Here is a 17,737-nt window from a genome sequence, read left to right as displayed (position 1 = left end):
CTCTCGCCCAAGTTCGGCGCCCTCGTCGCCGCGACCCCGGGCGGCGTGCTCGGCGGCATCACCGTGATCCTCTACGGCATGATCGGCCTCCTCGGCGCCAAGATCTGGAAGGAGAACGGCGTCGACTTCGGCAACCCGATCAACCTCGTGCCCGTCGCGGCTGGCGTCATCATCGGCATCGGCAACGTCGAGCTGAAGTTCACCGACAACTTCACCCTCGGCGGCATCGCCCTCGGCACGATCGTCGTCATCGCCGTCTACCACATGGCCCGCTCCATCGCGCCGAGCGACCTCGTCCGGCGCGCGGAAGGCACGGCAATCACCCTCGGTGACGTCGGCTATGGCGACAGCGACGGGATCGACGACCTCTACCAGGACCGCCCCGGCGGTCCCGACCTGCGCACGCAGCGGTGAGCAACCGCAGCCTGGCTTGATCAGGTGGTGAAAGCTGGGCCCCCGACGGGTGACCGTCGGGGGCCCAGCTGCTTCCGAGCGATGGCCGCCGCGGGCCCTGCATTTCCGGCCGGCCGGCCGCTCTCGGCAGAACTTGCCAAACCTCCTCGGGTCTCGTCGCACCACCGCCCCTAGTCCCCTCACGTCACAGCAGGCAGGATCGAGAACGTGAAGCCCGCACCCTTCGTCCACCACTCCCCCGAGTCGGTCGAGGCCGCCGTCGCGGTCCTCGCCGAGGTCGGCCACGACGGCAAGGTGCTCGCCGGTGGCCAGAGCCTCATCCCGATGCTCAACATGCGGCTCGCATCGCCGGCCCACCTCGTCGACATCAACCGGGTGACCGGTCTCGACAGGGTCGAGGTGTCCGATGACTGGGTCCGCGTGGGTGCGCTGGTTCGTCACGCCACGCTCGAGCGCCGGGAAGACGCGTATGCCGCACTCCCCCTGCTGCGGCAGGCGCTCCTCAACGTCGCCCACCCGGCGATCCGCAATCGGGGCACGACCGTCGGCTCGATCGCGCACGCCGACGCCGCCGGTGAGATGCCGACGGTCCTGGCGCTGTGCGATGGCGTCGTCGAGGTCGCGGGACCGGCCGGCAGGCGCGAGGTGCCCTGGGGCGAGTTCTTCCTCGGCCCCCTGGAGACCTCCCTCGACGAGTCCGAGCTGTGCGTCGCGGTGCGGTTCCACCGGTTCCCCGCCGGAACCCGGACCACGTTCGTCGAGTCGGCACGGCGGCACGGGGACTACGCCCTGGCCGGCGTCGGCGTGACGCTGGGCGTCGATGGCGCCGGTGCCGTGACCGGGGCGAAGGTCGGGTTCGTCTCGGTGACGGACGTGCCGGCCGTGCTCGACGTGTCGGAGGCCCTCGCCGGTGTCGACGTCGCCGACCGGGCCGGGTTCGGACGGCGCCTCGACGACGTGGCGGAGCGGGTGCGGGAGTTCGTCGAGCCCGAGAGCGACATCCATGCGAGCGCCGAGTACCGGCGCATGCTCGTGACCGAGCTGACCCGCCGTGCCCTCACCCAGACCGCCACCGACTCGGCGCCGGACAAGATGCGCATCTCGTCCACCCCCCTGTCTCCGCGCGGTCCCTGGGAGAGCCAGCGCGCCGGTGGACCGACCGGTTCGCCCTCGAACGGGTCGGTCGGCGGGACCAGCGAGGGGCCGACCGAGGTGACGGTCCACGTCAACGGGCGGGAGCAGAGCGCCTCGGTCGAGCCGCGGCGCCTGCTCTCGGACTTCCTGCGCCACGACCTGCGCCTCACCGGCACCCACGTCGGCTGCGAGCACGGCGTGTGCGGCGCCTGCACCGTCCTCGTCGACGGCCAGCCCATGCGCTCGTGCCTGATGTTCGCCGTGTCGGCCCAGGGTCACGAGGTGACGACCGTCGAGGGCCTCTGCCACGCGCCGGACGCCCGCGAGCGTGAGGACGGCACCCGGATGAACTCCGTCCAGCAGGCCTTCACCGAGTGCCACGGCCTCCAGTGCGGCTTCTGCACCCCCGGCTTCCTGACCACGATCAGCGCCTTCCTCGACGAGAACCCGAAGCCGACCGAGGAGGAGGCGCGCGAGGCGATCTCCGGCAACCTCTGTCGATGCACGGGCTACCAGAACATCGTCAAGAGCGTCCTGCGCGCCTCCGAGCTCCGGAGCGAGCGCGAGGGCGAGGGCAACGGCGACGAGCAGGCGGAAACGGGCGAGCAGCAGTCGGCTCAGCCGCATACGGAATCGGTTGGAACGGAAGGGAGCCCGGCGTGACGACGCGGATGTTCGGGGCACCGGTCAAGCGACGCGAGGACCCGAGGCTCGTCACCGGGCAGGGGCGCTACCTCGACGACCTCGGGCACGACGCGCTCGAGGCGGCGTTCGTGCGCAGCCCGCACGCGCACGCGCGGGTCGTCGAGGTCGACGCGAGCGAGGCCGTCGACATCGAGGGCGTCGTCGGGATCTACACCTGGGAGGACCTGCCGGAGCGGATGTCGGAGCCGCTGCCGCTCCTCATCCCGCACCCCACCCTGACCGAGGGCCGCACCGGCTACGCGCTCGCCAAGGACGAGGTCAACCACGTCGGCGAGGCCGTCGTCATGGTCATCGCCCGGGACCGCTATGTCGCCGAGGACGCCGCGCAGCGCATCGCGGTCACGTACGAGCGCCTGCCGGTCGTGGTCGGGCTCGAACACGCCCGCTCCGCAACGGAGCTCGTTCACGATGACGTCCCCGGCAATGTCGCGGCGCACATGCTCCAGGAGGTCGGCGACGTCGAGGCCGCGATGGCGTCCAGCGCCAACCGGCTCACCCTCGACCTGGAGATCGAGCGGAGCGCCTCGATGCCGATGGAGGGCAAGGGCGTCTACGCCCGATGGGATGACGAACGCGGCGAGCTGCGCCTCTGGTCCTCGACCCAGACCTCGACCGGGGTCCGGGCAGCCGTGGCCGCCCGCCTCGGGCTGCCGCTCAGCAAGGTCGAGTGCATCGCCCCCGACGTCGGTGGCGGCTTCGGGGTCAAGATCATGCACCCGTGGCCCGAGGAGGTGCTCGTCTCCTGGGCCGCACAGATGCTCGACCGGCCCGTCAAGTGGACCGAGGACCGCCGCGAGCACTTCATCTCGTCCGCCCACGAGCGCGGGCAGCTGCAGCACGTCGAGGTCGGGTTCGACGAGCGGGGTGTCATCACCGCGCTCGACGTGAAGTTCTGGCACGACAACGGCGCCTACACCCCCTACGGGATCATCGTGCCGATCATCACCTCGACCCAGCTGCTCGGCCCCTACAAGCCCGGTGCCTACCGGTGCGAGTTCTGGTCGCTCTACACCAACACGGTCATCGTGACGCCCTACCGCGGCGCCGGCCGGCCGCAGGGCTGCTTCCTCATGGAGCGCACCATGGACGCGATCGCCGACGAGCTCGGTCTCGACCGCGCCGAGGTCAGGTCGCGCAACTTCATCCTCCCCGAGGAGATGCCCTACGACCACGGGCTGCTCTTCCAGGACGGTCGCCCGCTCAAGTACGACTCCGGAGACTTCCCCGCGAGCCTCGACAAGCTCAAGGCGCTCGTGGGATGGGACGACTTCGCCGAGTACCGCGCCGCCGCCGAGGCCGAGGGACGTCGGATCGGGCTCGGGATCGGCTGCTACGTCGAGGGAACCGGCGTCGGGCCCTATGAGGGCGGGCACGTCCAGGTCGAGACGTCGGGCCGCGTCAACGTCTCGACCGGACTCACCTCGCAGGGGCAGGGCCACGAGACGGCCTTCGCGCAGGTGGTCGCGGAGGAGCTCGGGGTGCGCGTCGAGGACGTGCATGTCACGACGGGTGACACCCGCAAGATGCCGTATGCCGTGGGCACCTTCGCGTCCCGCGCCGCGGTGATGAGCGGCAATGCCGTCGCCCTCGCCGCCCGCGCCGTTCGCGCCAAGGCGCTCCGCATCGCCGCCGAGGCCCTCGAGGTCTCCGTCGACGACCTGGAGATCGTCGACGGCGAGGTGTCCGTCAAGGGCGCGCCGGGCCAGTCGATCTCGCTTGGGACGATCTCCGTCCTGTCCAACCCGCTGCGGTATGCGTTCGACGAGGCGGCAAGGGCAGCAACGCAGTTCGCCGGCACGTTCGACCCGGACAAGCCGCCGGTCGCCGACGACGACGAGCCCGGCCTCGAGGGCAAAGACTTCTACTCCCCCACCCAGGCGACGTTCGCGAACGGCATGCACGCCGCCATCGTCGAGACCGACCCGGTGACCGCCGAGATCAAGATCCTGCGCTACTGCGTCATCCACGACTGCGGGCCGATGATCAACCCGATGATCGTCGAGGGACAGGTCCACGGCGGCGTCGCCCAGGGCGTCGGCGGCGCCCTGTACGAGCGGATGGTCTATGACGAGGGCGGGCAGCTGCTCAACGCCTCGTTCATGGACTTCCTGCTTCCGTACGCCTCCGAGGTGCCGCACGTCGAGACCGACCATCTGGAGACTCCGTCCCCGCTGAACCCCTTGGGCATCAAGGGTGCCGGCGAGGCCGGCTGCATCCCGGTGACGGCCGTCATCGCCTCCGCGATCTCCGACGCGGAGGGCTTCCCCATCACCTCGATGCCGATCTCACCGGCGGAGCTGTGGGACCTGCGCCGGCGCCACGCCGCCGGCGACCTCCCCAGCCTCCGCCACCCCTCTGACCACACATCCGCGCCCGCTGAGCTCAGCGGCACACCGAAGGAGTGACTCGATGAAGATCACCGGAGCCGTCTCACTGTCCGCGACCCCCGACCAGGTGTGGCGGGCCATCCACGACCCGGCCGTCCTCGCACGCACCCTCCCTGGGTGTGAGTCCCTGACCGAGGACGGCGACAACGCCTACAAGATGCGCGTCACGATGGGCGTCGCCGCGGTGCGCGGCAGCTACGACGGCACCGTGCGCCTCGAGGACATCGAGGCGCCGAACTCGCTGCGGCTCAAGGCCTCTGGCACAGGCACCCCCGGCACCGTGGAGGCCGACGTCGATGTCGCCCTCGACGTGTGCGAGGACGGCGGCACGCGGGTGACCTACAAGGCGGACGCTGAGGTCGGCGGCCCCATCGGCGGCGTCGGTCAGCGGATGCTGTCCGGCGTCACCAAGAAGATGGCCGGGCAGTTCTTCGCGGCGCTCGACGCCGACATCGCCGGGGTCCGTCCCGAGGAGCGCGCCGTCGCTCCACTGCCGACTGCGGCCCCAACGACGACTGTGGGGGCCCAGGCCGCGGGTGAGCCCCGCGTCTACGCGGGCAAGGCGCCGGCGTCCGCGACGGACATCGACGGCCGCAGCTTCGCCGCGGGCGCGATCGTCGGTGGCCTCATCGCCTTCGTCGGAGTCGCGCTCGGAGCGCGGATCGCGCGCCGGAAGTAGTCCAGCGGGCCGGAACGCCCACACGCCGCTGGCTGTGCGTCATACCGGACGGTATGGCCGCTCAGCCGGCGGCTCGGTCGCTCTTCGTCCCGCTCCCCTCGGGTTCGGTCATGCCGAGATCCGGCTCCGTAGTCGCGAGCGCGAGGATCTCTGACCACACCGAGAGGTAGAGCAGGTGCCCGGCATCGGGCACGACGCGCAGTTCGCAGTCGCTGACGGTCTCGGGTAGCGCCTCGACCCAGCTGTGCGGGATCTCGCTGTCCTGCTCGCCCCACCAGACGATTGTCGATGTGGTCAGGTCGGACAGCGCGAACCCCCAGGGCTGGGCGACCGCCCGGGTGTCGGCCGCGAGGCCGGCGATGCCCTGCTCGAGCGCGGCCTGTGTCTTGGCCACGAGCATGGCGCGGACGCCGTCGTCGGCCAGCACCGTTGCGTCGGCCGCGGGCGCGCTCGCCGCGAGCTTGCTGACCGTGGCCTGCGGGTCACGCCGGAAGGATCGGGTCTGGAGCGCCAGTGCCGCTCGCAGGAGCACCGGATGGCCCGCCAACCAGCCGATCGCGGCCCAGGGCCCCGGCCGGTCGGGCAGCCGCCCTGGGCCGCGCAACCATCCGGTGACGGGTGAGACGAGGCCGAGCCTCGTGACGGATCCCGCGTCCGCCCGTGCCACGGCCGCTGCGTGGGCGGCACCCCACGACAGTCCGGCGACGGCATAGCGGTCGTGGCCGAGATGGTGCATCACGGCGGCCGTCTCGGCCGCGGTGTCGAGCAGAGTGCGGGTGCCGGCTGGGCTGCTCGTGCCGATGCCGGGCCGGTCCGGGGCGACGACGAGAACGCCCGCGGCGGCGGCCAGGGCCGCGTCCGGGTGCTGCTCCAGTCGTGAGCCGCCGAAACCGTGCAGCCACAGGAGCGGTCGGCCGCGCTCGGCGCCGGTGAGCCGGATCGAGGTCGATCGGCCGTCGGCGCCGGCAATGGTGAGGTCGCGGGTGATCGGCGGGGTCGTCACCGCGGCAGCCTAACGGCGGTAACCGCCGAGAGGCCAAGGGAGTTCGTGGTCGCGCGGAGACGCACGGAGCGCCGTGGTGACTCGATGCGGAGGGTCGGTGTGAAGAGCTGACCCCTGGTCGTCACGTGCAGGGCGAGGGCGGCGAGTGACGCGACGGCCACCGTGGACCAGAAGACGCGGTGGTCCCGGCCGACGACGCCGAACCAGCTGTACGACGCGTCGAGCGCGGCGTGGCCCAGGGCGGCGACGAGGACGCTCCCACGGGCCAGCCCGACGAGCCCGGTCATGAGGACGCTCGTGGCGACAACGAGGATGACGAACCCGAGCACGGGCAGGCCGGCGTCGGCCTCGCCGTCGACGTTGAGCAGCGGCAGGTGGCACACCGCCCACATTGCTCCGACCAGGAGCGACGCACGGCACGGCGTCGATCGGGGCAGGAGCCGCGGCAGGAGCACTCCGCGCCATGCCAGCTCCTCGGTGAGCAGGAAGACACCCGTTCCGGTCACGAGATAGGCCAGCGCCGGTCCGACCGGAAGGACCTGGCCAACGGGGTTGGCCGCACCGAGGGCCATACCGCTGCCCGCGGCGATCGCGCCGAGGGCAAGCGGCCCCAGGATCGCGGCGGCGTACGAACGGACGGGAACGCGCCAGCGGTTGACCCGGGCAGCGAGGTCGCGCAGCGCGGACGTCCCGAAGCGCCAGACGGCCACGCCGAGGAGCGGCAGGGTCATGGACCAGAGGGCGGCGCCCTGGGGCAGGCGCCAACCGATGAGGCCGGCGTCCTGGGCGATCGCCGAGAACCAGAAGGCCCAGGGCGGCAGGAACACGGCAAGCAGCACGGCGAGGAGGTCGGCCCGGGACATGCGGAGGGCAGCCGGCACGGTGTGGCCAGGCCCGGTGGACTCGTCCCTGTCGCCGGCGGTGCCGGCAGCCGTGGCCGAGATCGCTTCCTCGACCTCCTCGACGGTCGAGGCAACGGCGACCGCTCCGGCGCTGGTCGCCGACACGGCGCGCTGGCGCCGCGCGGTGAGGGCGATGACGTCGTGGGCCGGGGCGAGGTCGGCCACGAGGGCGAGTGGCCCTGCCGGGACCGGGACGTCGAGGTCGACGACCACGGTGTGCGGGCGGCCCTCATCGTCGAGCAGATCCCGGGCCTCTCGCCCGGAGGCGGCCTGTCCACTCAGCTCGAGGTCCGGGCTCGCCGTCACGATGGCGGCCAGCGCGGCCCGGACCCGGTGATCCTGTGCGACCACGAGGACCGGCGAGCGGCGCGCCGGATCAGGGTCGGTGGCCGTCACGGTGGCGGTGGCCGAGGCCGGCTCGGCCGGGCTCGTGGTCGCGCTGGGTGTCGCGAGCGGTGTCAGGCGCCCGAGGGCCGTCGGCGCGCTGGTGGGAAGCGTGGTCATGCGCGCGCCTCCGTGACGAGCCGGCTGCGGCTGCTGCGGTGGTGGGCAAGGCTCACCTGGGCGCCGAGGACGAGGAGCCGGCCGACGACCATGGCGAGGGAGAGGAGCACGAATGCGGCCGTCCAGGCGTCGGCGCCCGTGATGAGGTGGTCCCGGGAGAAGCGGCCGACCGTCGCCGCGCCAGACCCCTCGGCCCAGGTGGCGAAGATGGCGCGACCGGCGATGACGAGGATCCATAGAGCGGCGAAGCCGAGTCCGGCGCGGACGCTGAGCCTCCCGTCACGGTGCTCGAGGCGGCAGGTGGCGGCGGCGATGACGCCGAGGAGAAGCCCGACACGGACGGCGATGAGCTCGAGGGTGAGGTCGTTGCCCGTGAGGGGCACGTCGCGGAGCATGGCGACGGCCGCGACGGCGACGATCACGAGCGGGATGACGAACATCGAGCGGGTGACGGCTCGGACGCCGACGTTGCGACCGAGGACCCAGACGAGCAGGACGATGCTGAGCGTCCACTGAGCGGTTGACATGGTTCCGTTGCCTTTCTGGAGCGAGGTTTCCCTGACACCGGTCACGCTCGTGGACAAGGGCATTGCGGCACATCGGCCGACTGGGCCGACCGCTCCGGGATCTTCGGCCGAGAGGGTCTCGGCCGAATGACGTAGCCGGCACACCGGCTACACACGTCTCCGACCATCCCGCCGCGGCCGCCCGGTTGCCGGCGCTGTCAGCTCTCCGACCGCTCCGAGGTCGGCCGCGGTGCAGTTGTCAGCGTCGTAGCGGGTCGCCCCTACGCGAGCGGGACCGTCACGGCGACGGTCGTCCCTCGACCTGCCTGCGACGTGATTGTCAGGGCGGCATCGAGCGACTCGGCCCGCTCGGCCATGGTGCGAAGGCCGAGGTGACCGGGTCGCGGCCGGCTCGTGTCGAATCCCCGACCGTCGTCGTTGATGCTTGCGAGGAGCGAGGCACCCTCCTCTGACACGACCAGGGAAACCTCGATCCGTCCGGCGTCGGCGTGCTTCACCGCGTTGTTCACCGCCTCGAGGACGAGGCGGTAGAGGTGCTCCTCGGCCTCCGGAGCAAGGCTGGGCACGTCGCCCTCCGCGGAGACGACGACGTCGACCCGCTCGCGGGACGAGATCGCGGCCGCCTGCTTCCGCAGGGCCGAGACGATCCCCTCCTCCGCCAGGGCACCCGGCCGCAGCTCGAAGATCAGTGCCCGCATCTCGGCCAGGGCGCCCTGCGTGAGAGACCGCAGCTCCGTCACCTGCGAGGCGGCCGGGTGCTCACCCAGCCCAGACGACTCGAGGTGCCGGGCGGCGGCCGCGGAGTGCAGGGTCATGGAGAAGAGCGCCTGGCTCACCGAGTCGTGCAGGTCACGGGCCATCCTGTGCCTCGCCTCGAGCTCGGCCGCCTTGCTGCCGGCGGCGAACAGCTCGGCGTTCTGGGCCGCGATCGCGGCCTGGTCGGCCAGGGCGACGAGGTACTCCTCGTCATCCGCGTCGAGTTCGGCGCCCCCCGGGAGGTAGACGTGCAGCTCACCGAACGACAGTCCGGACGCGACGAGGGGCACGATGGCGAGGTCCTCCCACGTCGCCGCCTCGGCGTACGGCCTCAGCAGCGCGAAGGCGGGGTTGTCGAGGATCGCCTGACGCATCCCACGCCGATGCACGACTCGGGACCCCGTCGCGGCTCGGGTCGGCATCTCGGGACGCGACCACGTGTCGGCGAGTGCCTCGGCGAGGCCACTCCCGAGCCGGGGGTCGGCATGCGCCACCGCCGGACGCGCGCCCGCGGAGTCCCAGGACACGACAGAGGCCCCGAGGGCCGTGGTCGTCTCACCGACGGCCGCCACGATGCCGGCGAGGATCGCCTCCAGCGGCTGGTCGAGCGACATGGCGGTGGCGACCCGCGTGAAGGTGGCGATTCGCGCCTGGAGCCGCCTCAGCGAGTGGACCCGGTCGGTCGCATCAGTGACGATGTCGACGACGCCGACGACCTCGCCGTTGTCGTAGAGCGGCGCGAAGACGACATCCCAGAAGGTTTCCAGCCCGGGGATGGTGACGCGGTGGGCCGCCTGGCGGATGACTCGGCCGCCGAGGGCCGCATCGACGAGGGTTTGGACGCTCTCCTCGTTCCCGGGGATCAGGTCGTGGATGGAAGTCCCCGGGGCGGTGTACGCCGGCCCGACACCGAGGTAGTGCTCATAGAAATGCGTCCACGTCTTGTTGCAGCGTTGTAGCCGCATGTCCGTGTCGAAGATGGCGACGCCCATGGGGGCCCGGTCGAAGAAGAGCTCGAGGATCTGGTCGTCGACGCTCCTCATCGAAGCATCGGCCGGCTCGACGTCGGGCAGCGTCGGCATCGAGGTCGACCGCAGCGTCCTCGGGTCGTGGGCGCCGTTCATGCCCTCTCCTCGTCGACGAGGCCCTCCCGGACGGCCCACAGCGCAGCCTGTGTGCGCGACCGCAGACCGAGCTTGCCGAGGATGTTCGACACATGGGTCCGGGCGGTCCGCTCCGCGACGCCGAGGCGCCGGCCGATCTCGCGATTCGTCACCCCGCTCGCCACGAGCACGAGCACCTCCCGCTCCCGCCCGGTGAGCGTTTCGGTCACGCTCCGGGTCGGCCGCAGCGCGGCGGTGAGCGCCTTGGCGACAGCGGGATCGAGCCGCATCTCGCCTGCAGCGGCGGCCCTGATCGCGTCCGCAACGTCACTCGCCTCCGCGTCCTTGAGGACGTAGCCGCTCGCCCCCGCCTCGAGCGCCGCCCGCACCGTGTCGGTCTCGGTGAAGGACGTCACGACGACGACCTCGACGCCCGGCCACCGGCTGCGGACCTGGCGTGTCGCCTCGACCCCGTCCAGACGCGGCATCTGCACGTCCATGAGGACGACGTCGGGCAGCCGGCCGCGGTTCTCGAGGACGGCGATCTCATCGAGTGCCGCGCGCCCGTCGGCGGCCTCGCCGACGACCTCGATCCCGTCCTCCGTCCCGAGGAACGCGGTGAGGCCGGCCCGCACGACGCGGTGGTCGTCGACGATGAGGACGCGCAGCACGTCGGCGTCCGGGGTGCCAAGAGACATGGCCCACATTGTGCGGCCGAATCGCCCTTCTGCGCAGGCCATTCCGCTCGGCGCGCGGAAGGCCACCGGCAGGAGGAACCGGTGCAGCGTCATACGACACGGCTATCCCACTGGACTTGCTTCCAGCTCGACAGTCCCGCGCGCTCCCCCATGTCGAGTGAGCACTTCGTCCCAGCCGTCACGCCGCCGCTGTGACACCTGGGACCGAGCGCTCATTCGACGGGAGGAACTGTGAGACTGAGGCGCCCCTTCGACGGGGAGGACTCGCGTCAGGTGTCGAGGTCGATTACGAGACCAACGAACTGGTCGTCAGAGGGGACTCGGGCCAAGAGGTCGGTCGGGTCTGCCCGCTCGATCCTCTCGAGGCGACCCGTGCCCGCTACCGGGTAGCGGTTCCGCGGATCTTCGCCCGGCTGGGAGCCATACCGGCAGAAGGCCGCCCGAATCGACGTAACCGTCCCTGCCGTCTGCGGGTGCCCTTGAAGCGCTCCGCCGTGGTGCTCCTCGTGAAAGGCGAGCTCGTCGGCGAGCGCCGATCCCAGGGCGTCGGAGTACCACGCGCGACCCTCGATGGGCTGCAGGGTCCACTCGACCCGGTCCCCGACCGTGAACCGCTCGCCGCAGCACTCCAGTTGCCAGCCCTCCATGAACACCAGCGCCATCGCGCCATCGTAGGCGGCACATGAGGCGGAGGACTGCGCTACACAGGTGACATGCGGGATGACCAGATGCAGGAGCTCAGGGCCAGCGCCTACGACGGCGGGGAGCGCTTCGTCGAGCATCTACGCCGGGGGGACATGTCCGAGCACTCCCTCCAGCTCATCGGTGGGGCCCTGATCCGGGAGGTGCGCGCGGGCACGGTCGGTGCGGCTCCACTGGCTCGGGAGTGCGGCCGGCGCCTTGACGAGCGAGCCTGGGACGGCGACTCGGAGCTGTCCGCGGCGCTCGCGGGGGCGGTCGGTGACGGACCGGTGCCGATGCTCCGCCCGCTGGCGGTCGACCTCGAGGAGCTGGCCGATGCGCTGGAGTCCGGCCCCGACTACATCTCGAGCTCCTCGCCGAGGATCGACCTCACGAACGGGGAGGTCCTGACCGGCTACACCTTCGACTACATGGTCGAGACCGGCGAGCTGCCCGAACCTGACTCCGAAGACGACGGCCCTGACCGATGGCTCTACATCGACTCACTGGGCTCGAGGTCCGCATATCGTGACATGGAATGGTTCATCGACCAGCAGGAGGACGAGCGGCTCCGCAAGCGGCTCCGACGGGCCGTCTCGGGACGGGGCGCCTTCCGCCGGTTCAAGGACGTGCTGGCGGAGGTCGGCCTGCTCAACGAGTGGTACGAGATCGACAGCGACTCCAAGCGAGGGCGAGCCCGCCGCTGGCTGGCTGACGAGGGCTACAGGCCGGACGTATAGGACGGGTGGGACAGACTGCTCACTCGAGGTGTTACAGGTGGGGCCGAGTGCTCACTCGACGTGTGACGGCTGCGGCCGGGCGCTCACTCGACGGGAAGAAGCAGTGACGCTGGAAGTGTTACGGGTGTGCCCGGGCGCTCACTCGACGCGAGAGGCGAAGACTGACGGAGAACAGGGCTTCCATTGTCAGCATCTGCCAAGGCCTCGAGGGACCGTCGCCGGTTGAATCATGGCCATGACTTCACGGCGCATCAGGATCGGCATCGACACGGGTGGGACCTTCACCGACGTCGTCGCGCTCGACGAGGAGACCGGTGAGCTCGTCACGACGAAGACGCCGTCCACCCCCTCGAACCCGGCGGACGGCTTCATCAACGGCGTGACGAAGGTTCTCGACCTTCTCGGCGCGACAGGTGACGACGTCACCGCCGTCTCGCACGGCACGACGGTCGCGACCAACCAGCTGCTCGAGGGCAAGATCGAGCAGGTCGGCTTCATCACGACCGAGGGCTACGAGTTCGTCCTCGAAATCGCCCGCCAGGCGGTGCCCGACGGCTACGGGAACAGCTACTTCTGGGTCAAGCCTCCCCGGATCGTCCCGGCTGACCTCGTCAAGACGGTCGACGGCCGGTTCGACTTCGAGGGCAACGAGATCCGTCCCTTCGACGAGGAGGGCGCGGTCCGGGTCGCCCGCTGGTTCCGCGACCGCGGCATCGCGACGATCGGTGTGTGCTTCCTGCACTCCTACGCCAACGACGCGCACGAGCGCCGGATGCGCGAGATCCTCGCCGCAGAGCACCCGGAAGCGGTCGTGTCGATCTCGAGCGAGGTGCTGCGCGAGTACCGCGAGTACGAGCGATCCATGACGACCCTCGTCGACGCAGCGGTCAAGCCGAAGGTGTCCCGCTACGTCCGCAACATCCACGACCGCCTCGACGCCTTCACGGCCGGCAACGACGCCCGCGAGCGGCTGCCGTTCTACATCATGAAGTCCAACGGCGGAGTGCTCTCGGCCCACGAGGTCGTCAACCAGCCGATCACCACGGTCCTGTCCGGGCCGGCGGCCGGCGCTCTCGGCGCGGGTCTCATCGCCAAGCGGGCCGGCTTCGACCGCGTCCTCACCTGTGACGGCGGCGGCACGAGCACCGACGTCTCCGTGGTGCTCGACGGCGAGCCGACCCTGACGACCGAGGGATCGGTCGGCGCCTACCCGAGCAAGATCCCGATGATCGACGTCGTCACCGTCGGCGCGGGCGGAGGGTCCATCGCCTGGATCTCCCCGGAGGGCACGCTCAAGGTGGGCCCCCAGTCGGCCGGCGCCGACCCGGGCCCGCTCTGCTACGCCAAGGGTGGCACCGAACCGACCATCACCGATGCCCACGTCGTGCTCGGCCGCATCCCCCCGCACCTGCTCGGTGGCGAGATCCCGCTGGACGTCGACGCCGCCCGCGCCGGCATCGAGGACCTGGCCGGCAAGCTCGACCTCACTCCTGACCAGTGCGCGGTCGGCATCCTCGAGATCTCGGCGTGGAACCAGGCGAATGCCCTGCGCCAGGTGTCGGTCAAGCGGGGTCTGGACGTGCGCGACTTCATGCTCGCGACCTTCGGTGGCTCCGGCTCGCTCCTCGCGTGCCGACTCGTCGACATCCTCGGCCTCGCCGGTGTCGTCGTGCCCCAGAACCCCGGCAACGTCTCCGCGTTCGGCCTGCTCACCGTCGACGTCAAGAACGACTACGTCCAGACGTCCGTCGCGAGGCACGAGGGTCTCGACCTCGACGCGGTCCAGGCCGTCCTCGACGAGCTGACCGACCGAGCGGCCGAGGCACTCGACGCCGAGGGCTTCGAGCGGTCCGAGCACCGCTACGTCCGCACCGCCGACCTGCGCTACTTCGGCCAGGCCTTCGAGGTGCGGGTGCCGATGCCAGAGGGCCCCGTGACCCGCGAGCTCGCCGAGTCCGTCGCCGACGCCTTCCACACCGAGCACCGTGCCCTCTACGGCTATGACTTCCGGGGCGACCCGCACCAGCAGGTCGAGTGGGTCAACCTCCGCGTCTCGGGCATCGGCCCGATCACCCGGCCGGAACTGCGCGAGCTCGCCTCCGCCCCCGGCGGCGCGGACGTGGCGACGCGCGCGCTCCGGAGCACCCGCGAGGTCTGCTTCGACGCTGCCGACGGCTACGTCGCGACCGGCGTCTACTGGCGCCCGGACCTCCACGCCGGCGACACCATCACGGGCCCGGCCATCATCGAGGAGTTCGGCTCCACCGTGCCCGTCCACCCCGGCTTCGTCGTCCGCGTCGACGCCTACGGCAACCTCGTCATCACGAAGGAGTCGGACCAGTGACCACGACCCCCACCAACCCCACGACCCAGCGCGACAGCGGGAGCCAGCTCAGCGTCATACCGCTGACGGGCGAGGCCCTCGAGCAGTACATCGCCTCTGAGCCGGTGAACCCCGCGGGCCTGCCCACGGCGTACGCGCACGGCGAGCGGCTCACCGCCGAGGGCACCAAGGTCGACCCCATCATCGTCGAGATCGTCGAGGGCACCCTCGCGAGCGTCGAGATGGAGGTCGAGACGGCCATCTCGCGCACCTCGCGCTCCCCCATGATCCGGGACGCGCACGACTTCCGGGCCGGCATCCACGACCGCCAGCTGCGCAAGCTGACCGGGCGCTCGTACAGCGCCCTCGTGCACCCGATCGTCCGGGACTTTCCGCTCGAGACGATGAGCGAGGGCGACGTCTTCTTCCACAACGACGTGTACGAGTCGGAGGGCGGCATCGGCCACCTGCCCGACCTCTGCGTCACCGTCCCGGTCTTCCACGAGGGCAAGGTCGTCGCGTTCGTCCAGGCCTTCGGCCACCACGACGACATCGGCGGTGCCTGCCCGGGCTCCATGCCGTCCGGCGCGACCAGCGTCCACGAGGAGGGCCTCGCCGTCCCGCCGATCAAGCTGTGGGACAAGGGAGTTCCCAACCGTTCCGCGCTGCGGATCATGACGCGCAACTCCCGGATGCCCGACAGCCTCGCGGCCGACCTCGACGCCGAGTGCTCCGCCTGCCTCATGGGGGCGCGCCGGCTCTCCGAGCTGTTCACCCGGTACGGGCGTGACACGGTGGAGGCGGCGTTCGACGCCATCCTCGACAACACGACCGAGACCTACCGGCGCGAGATCCTCTCGAAGATCCCCGACGGCCAGTACGTCTGGGAGGACTACGCCGAGCACGACGGGGTCGACGACCCCATGCTGCACACCCAGCGGATCACCCTGACCAAGACGTCGACGGGTGGTCCCGGCAACGGCCCGCGGCTCATCATCGACTTCACCGGCACGGCCGCCCAGGCGAAGGGGCCGATCAACCACTGCGGTGACTACGTCGGCGGCAACTTCCTCAAGAAGTGGCTCGCCCCGATCCTTCGCAACCTCGCGGACACCCCGGAGCGGATGGCGGAGCTCGACGTCAACGAGGGCATCGTGCCGCTCATCGAGATGCGCTTCCCGGAGAAGGGCACGCTGCTCACGCCGATCTACCCGGGTCCGACGAACGCCCGCACCTTCGTCATCCTGCGCCTCCTCGGCGTGCTCGCCGGCGTCGTCGCCAAGGCGGTCGACGGGAAGATGCCCGCCGACCAGGAGACGATCCGCTACACCGGCGTCTACGGCAAGGACCGCGACGGCAACGACTACCTCATGCGCGAGGTGCTCGGCGGCGGGTCCGGCGGGCGCTACTACGCCGACGGCGAGGACACCATCCACGTCGTGCCCGACTCGCGGAACCTGCCGACCGAGTTCACCGAGAGCCGGTTCCCCTTCATCGTCGAGCGGCTCGGGCTGGCAGTCGACTCGGGTGGCGCCGGCCGCTACCGCGGTGGGCTCGGCTACGAGAAGCAGATCCGGATGCTCAAGGACGCGAACTTCATGTCGATCGCGGACCGGTCGATCCTCGCGTGCTGGGGCGTCAAGGGCGGCAAGGCCGGCCGCCCCTTCGAAGTGACGATCGACCTCGGCGGCCCGAACGAGCGGATGGTGGACGCGCTGGCGGACGCCGAGCCGGTCAAGGCCGGCCAGGTCATCCGGATCCGCACGACCGGCGGTGGCGGCTGGGGCGACCCGCTGGACCGGCCCTACGACGAGGTCGAACGCGACCTCCGTTGGGGCAAGGTCTCCTTCGACGGTGCTCGAACCGACTACGGTGTCGTCGCCTCCGGGTCCCGGGACGAGCCGGTCATCGACGTGGCCGCCTCGGACGCGCTGCGCTCCGAGCTGCGCGCGGCGCGCGGCGACCAGCCGTTCTTCGACCGAGGTGCGGGCTACGCCCGGCTCTCCGCGGGTGCGGCGGCTGCCGAGGTCGACTGGATGTGACCGCAACGGTTCTCGTCATCGGCGCGGCCGGCAAGACCGGCCGCGCCGTGACGCGCGCCCTCGTGGAGCGCGGCGTCCGGGTGCGTGCTGCCGTACGTCCCGGGTCGACCAGCGCCCCGTATGCATCTGAGCGGGCCGCCCCGGTCACTGTGGACCTCGAGACGGGGCTGGGACTGGACGAGGCCATGGCCGGCGCCGACGGGGTCTACCACCTGGCTCCGAACGTGCATCCCGACGAGGTCGGGATGGCCCGGCGTTTGGCGGAGTCCGCCTCTCGCGCAGGCGTTTCCCGGTTCGTGTTCCACTCTGTCCTGCACCCACACGACTCCGCGATGCAGCACCACCTGCGCAAGGGCGAGGCCGAGGAGCTGATCCGAGCGCAACTGCCGGGCGTGACGGTGCTGCGCCCGGCGGCATACCACCAGAATGTCCTCGGTCCTGCGTTCGAGGGGCAGATCAGGGTGCCCTACTCCCTCGACGCGCCGTTCACGAACGTCGACCTCGACGACGTGGCAGAGGTGGCCGCACGCGTCCTCACCGAGGACGGGCACGAGGGATGCGCCTACGACCTCGTCGGGCCTGAGCGGCAGTCGTTCCGGGAGCTGGCGGAGCAAGCCTCGCGTGTGCTCGGCCGTCCGGTCGTCGCAGAACGAATCTCCTTGCAGGAGTGGCTTGCCGGACCTGGTTCGGGGCTCGATGACGAGCGTCGTGCGGCGCTCGTGGCGATGTTCGAGGCGTATGACCGCGATGGGTTCGCCGACGAGAGCGACGACCTCGCCGTGCTGCTCGGCCGGCGACCGACCACTTGGCAGGACGTCCTCCTCCGCGCCACCTCCTGACCCGTCGACCGGTCAGTTCCCCTCCGTCGACCGGTCACTTTGTCGCGTGCTCAGCGCACGCCCTGGCGCGAGCGCGCGCCTCTGCGGCATACGTCCCCGTTCGAATCGGCACAACACACAAGGAAACCCACGCGGGGCTGTCACTTCTTGATGAATCGGGTCCGCCTCGCAGACTGGCATCGTCTGCCCATCGGGACCGCTGCACCACCCCTCAGCCGGCGACAGAGACGACGCCGACCGTTCTCAGGAGTTCACATGACCCGCACGTTCCTCATCCGAGTCGCCGCCTCCGTGGCCGCC

General features: G+C 70.9%; 14 protein-coding genes. 8 read left to right on the top strand and 6 right to left on the bottom strand.

The window, feature by feature from the left end:
* The 4 genes from ACTHJJ_RS16705 to ACTHJJ_RS16690 form a co-directional block, all read left to right on the top strand.
* The coding region (locus ACTHJJ_RS16705; RefSeq protein ID WP_440304074.1) for a solute carrier family 23 protein at positions 1–414 on the top strand (414 nt) is incomplete at its 5' end.
* Between the two features lie 207 nt (positions 415–621).
* The gene (locus ACTHJJ_RS16700; protein WP_440304073.1) at positions 622–2,211 is read left to right on the top strand and encodes an FAD binding domain-containing protein; all 1,590 of its coding nucleotides are present in this window, start codon (positions 622–624) and stop codon (positions 2,209–2,211) included.
* Entirely contained in the window at positions 2,208–4,658 is a 2,451-nt protein-coding gene (cutA, locus tag ACTHJJ_RS16695) for an aerobic carbon-monoxide dehydrogenase large subunit (protein WP_440304072.1), read from the top strand. Before ACTHJJ_RS16700 ends, cutA begins: the two co-directional genes overlap by 4 nt.
* A 4-nt stretch (positions 4,659–4,662) precedes the next feature.
* Entirely contained in the window at positions 4,663–5,319 is a 657-nt protein-coding gene (locus ACTHJJ_RS16690) for an SRPBCC family protein (RefSeq protein ID WP_440304071.1), read from the top strand.
* Positions 5,320–5,380: 61 nt separating this feature from the next.
* Here ACTHJJ_RS16690 and ACTHJJ_RS16685 read toward each other — a convergent pair whose 3' ends face one another.
* The 6 genes from ACTHJJ_RS16685 to ACTHJJ_RS16660 form a co-directional block, all read right to left on the bottom strand.
* Positions 5,381–6,322 carry an alpha/beta fold hydrolase gene (locus tag ACTHJJ_RS16685; RefSeq protein ID WP_440304070.1) on the bottom strand — a complete coding sequence of 314 codons (942 nt, stop codon included), beginning with the start codon at positions 6,320–6,322 and terminating at the stop codon, positions 5,381–5,383.
* Positions 6,319–7,728, bottom strand: a complete 1,410-nt coding sequence (locus tag ACTHJJ_RS16680) for a CPBP family glutamic-type intramembrane protease (RefSeq protein WP_440304069.1) — start codon at positions 7,726–7,728, stop codon at positions 6,319–6,321. Before ACTHJJ_RS16680 ends, ACTHJJ_RS16685 begins: the two co-directional genes overlap by 4 nt.
* Complete coding sequence (locus ACTHJJ_RS16675; RefSeq protein WP_440304068.1) at positions 7,725–8,255, bottom strand: hypothetical protein; 531 nt, start codon at positions 8,253–8,255, stop codon at positions 7,725–7,727. The genes ACTHJJ_RS16680 and ACTHJJ_RS16675 overlap by 4 nt, the downstream gene beginning before the upstream one ends.
* A gap of 260 nt (positions 8,256–8,515) precedes the next feature.
* Positions 8,516–10,135: a histidine kinase gene (locus ACTHJJ_RS16670; RefSeq protein ID WP_440304067.1), complete on the bottom strand. Its 1,620-nt coding sequence runs from the start codon at positions 10,133–10,135 to the stop codon at positions 8,516–8,518.
* The gene (locus tag ACTHJJ_RS16665; protein ID WP_440304066.1) at positions 10,132–10,812 is read right to left on the bottom strand and encodes a response regulator; all 681 of its coding nucleotides are present in this window, start codon (positions 10,810–10,812) and stop codon (positions 10,132–10,134) included. Before ACTHJJ_RS16665 ends, ACTHJJ_RS16670 begins: the two co-directional genes overlap by 4 nt.
* A gap of 269 nt (positions 10,813–11,081) precedes the next feature.
* Entirely contained in the window at positions 11,082–11,474 is a 393-nt protein-coding gene (locus tag ACTHJJ_RS16660) for a DUF6578 domain-containing protein (protein ID WP_440304065.1), read from the bottom strand.
* Between the two features lie 51 nt (positions 11,475–11,525).
* Between ACTHJJ_RS16660 and ACTHJJ_RS16655 the strand changes: the two genes are divergently transcribed.
* The 4 genes from ACTHJJ_RS16655 to ACTHJJ_RS16640 all read left to right on the top strand — a co-directional run bounded on the left by ACTHJJ_RS16655 (position 11,526) and on the right by ACTHJJ_RS16640 (position 17,437).
* On the top strand, positions 11,526–12,233 hold the full coding sequence (locus ACTHJJ_RS16655; RefSeq protein WP_440304064.1) for a UPF0158 family protein: 708 nt from the start codon (positions 11,526–11,528) through the stop codon (positions 12,231–12,233).
* 235 nt (positions 12,234–12,468) lie between these two features.
* Positions 12,469–14,577: a hydantoinase/oxoprolinase family protein gene (locus ACTHJJ_RS16650; protein ID WP_440304063.1), complete on the top strand. Its 2,109-nt coding sequence runs from the start codon at positions 12,469–12,471 to the stop codon at positions 14,575–14,577.
* Complete coding sequence (locus ACTHJJ_RS16645; RefSeq protein WP_440304062.1) at positions 14,574–16,598, top strand: hydantoinase B/oxoprolinase family protein; 2,025 nt, start codon at positions 14,574–14,576, stop codon at positions 16,596–16,598. The genes ACTHJJ_RS16650 and ACTHJJ_RS16645 overlap by 4 nt, the downstream gene beginning before the upstream one ends.
* Positions 16,595–17,437, top strand: coding sequence for an SDR family oxidoreductase (locus ACTHJJ_RS16640; protein WP_440304061.1), 843 nt, complete (start codon positions 16,595–16,597; stop codon positions 17,435–17,437). Before ACTHJJ_RS16645 ends, ACTHJJ_RS16640 begins: the two co-directional genes overlap by 4 nt.
* Positions 17,438–17,737 lie beyond the last annotated feature (300 nt).

It is taken from the genome of Intrasporangium sp., from assembly GCF_051961875.1.
Classification (GTDB): Bacteria; Actinomycetota; Actinomycetes; order Actinomycetales; family Dermatophilaceae; genus Intrasporangium_A.
Note: the sequence above shows the minus strand (reverse complement) of the source record. Positions and strands in the feature narration are given on the sequence as shown.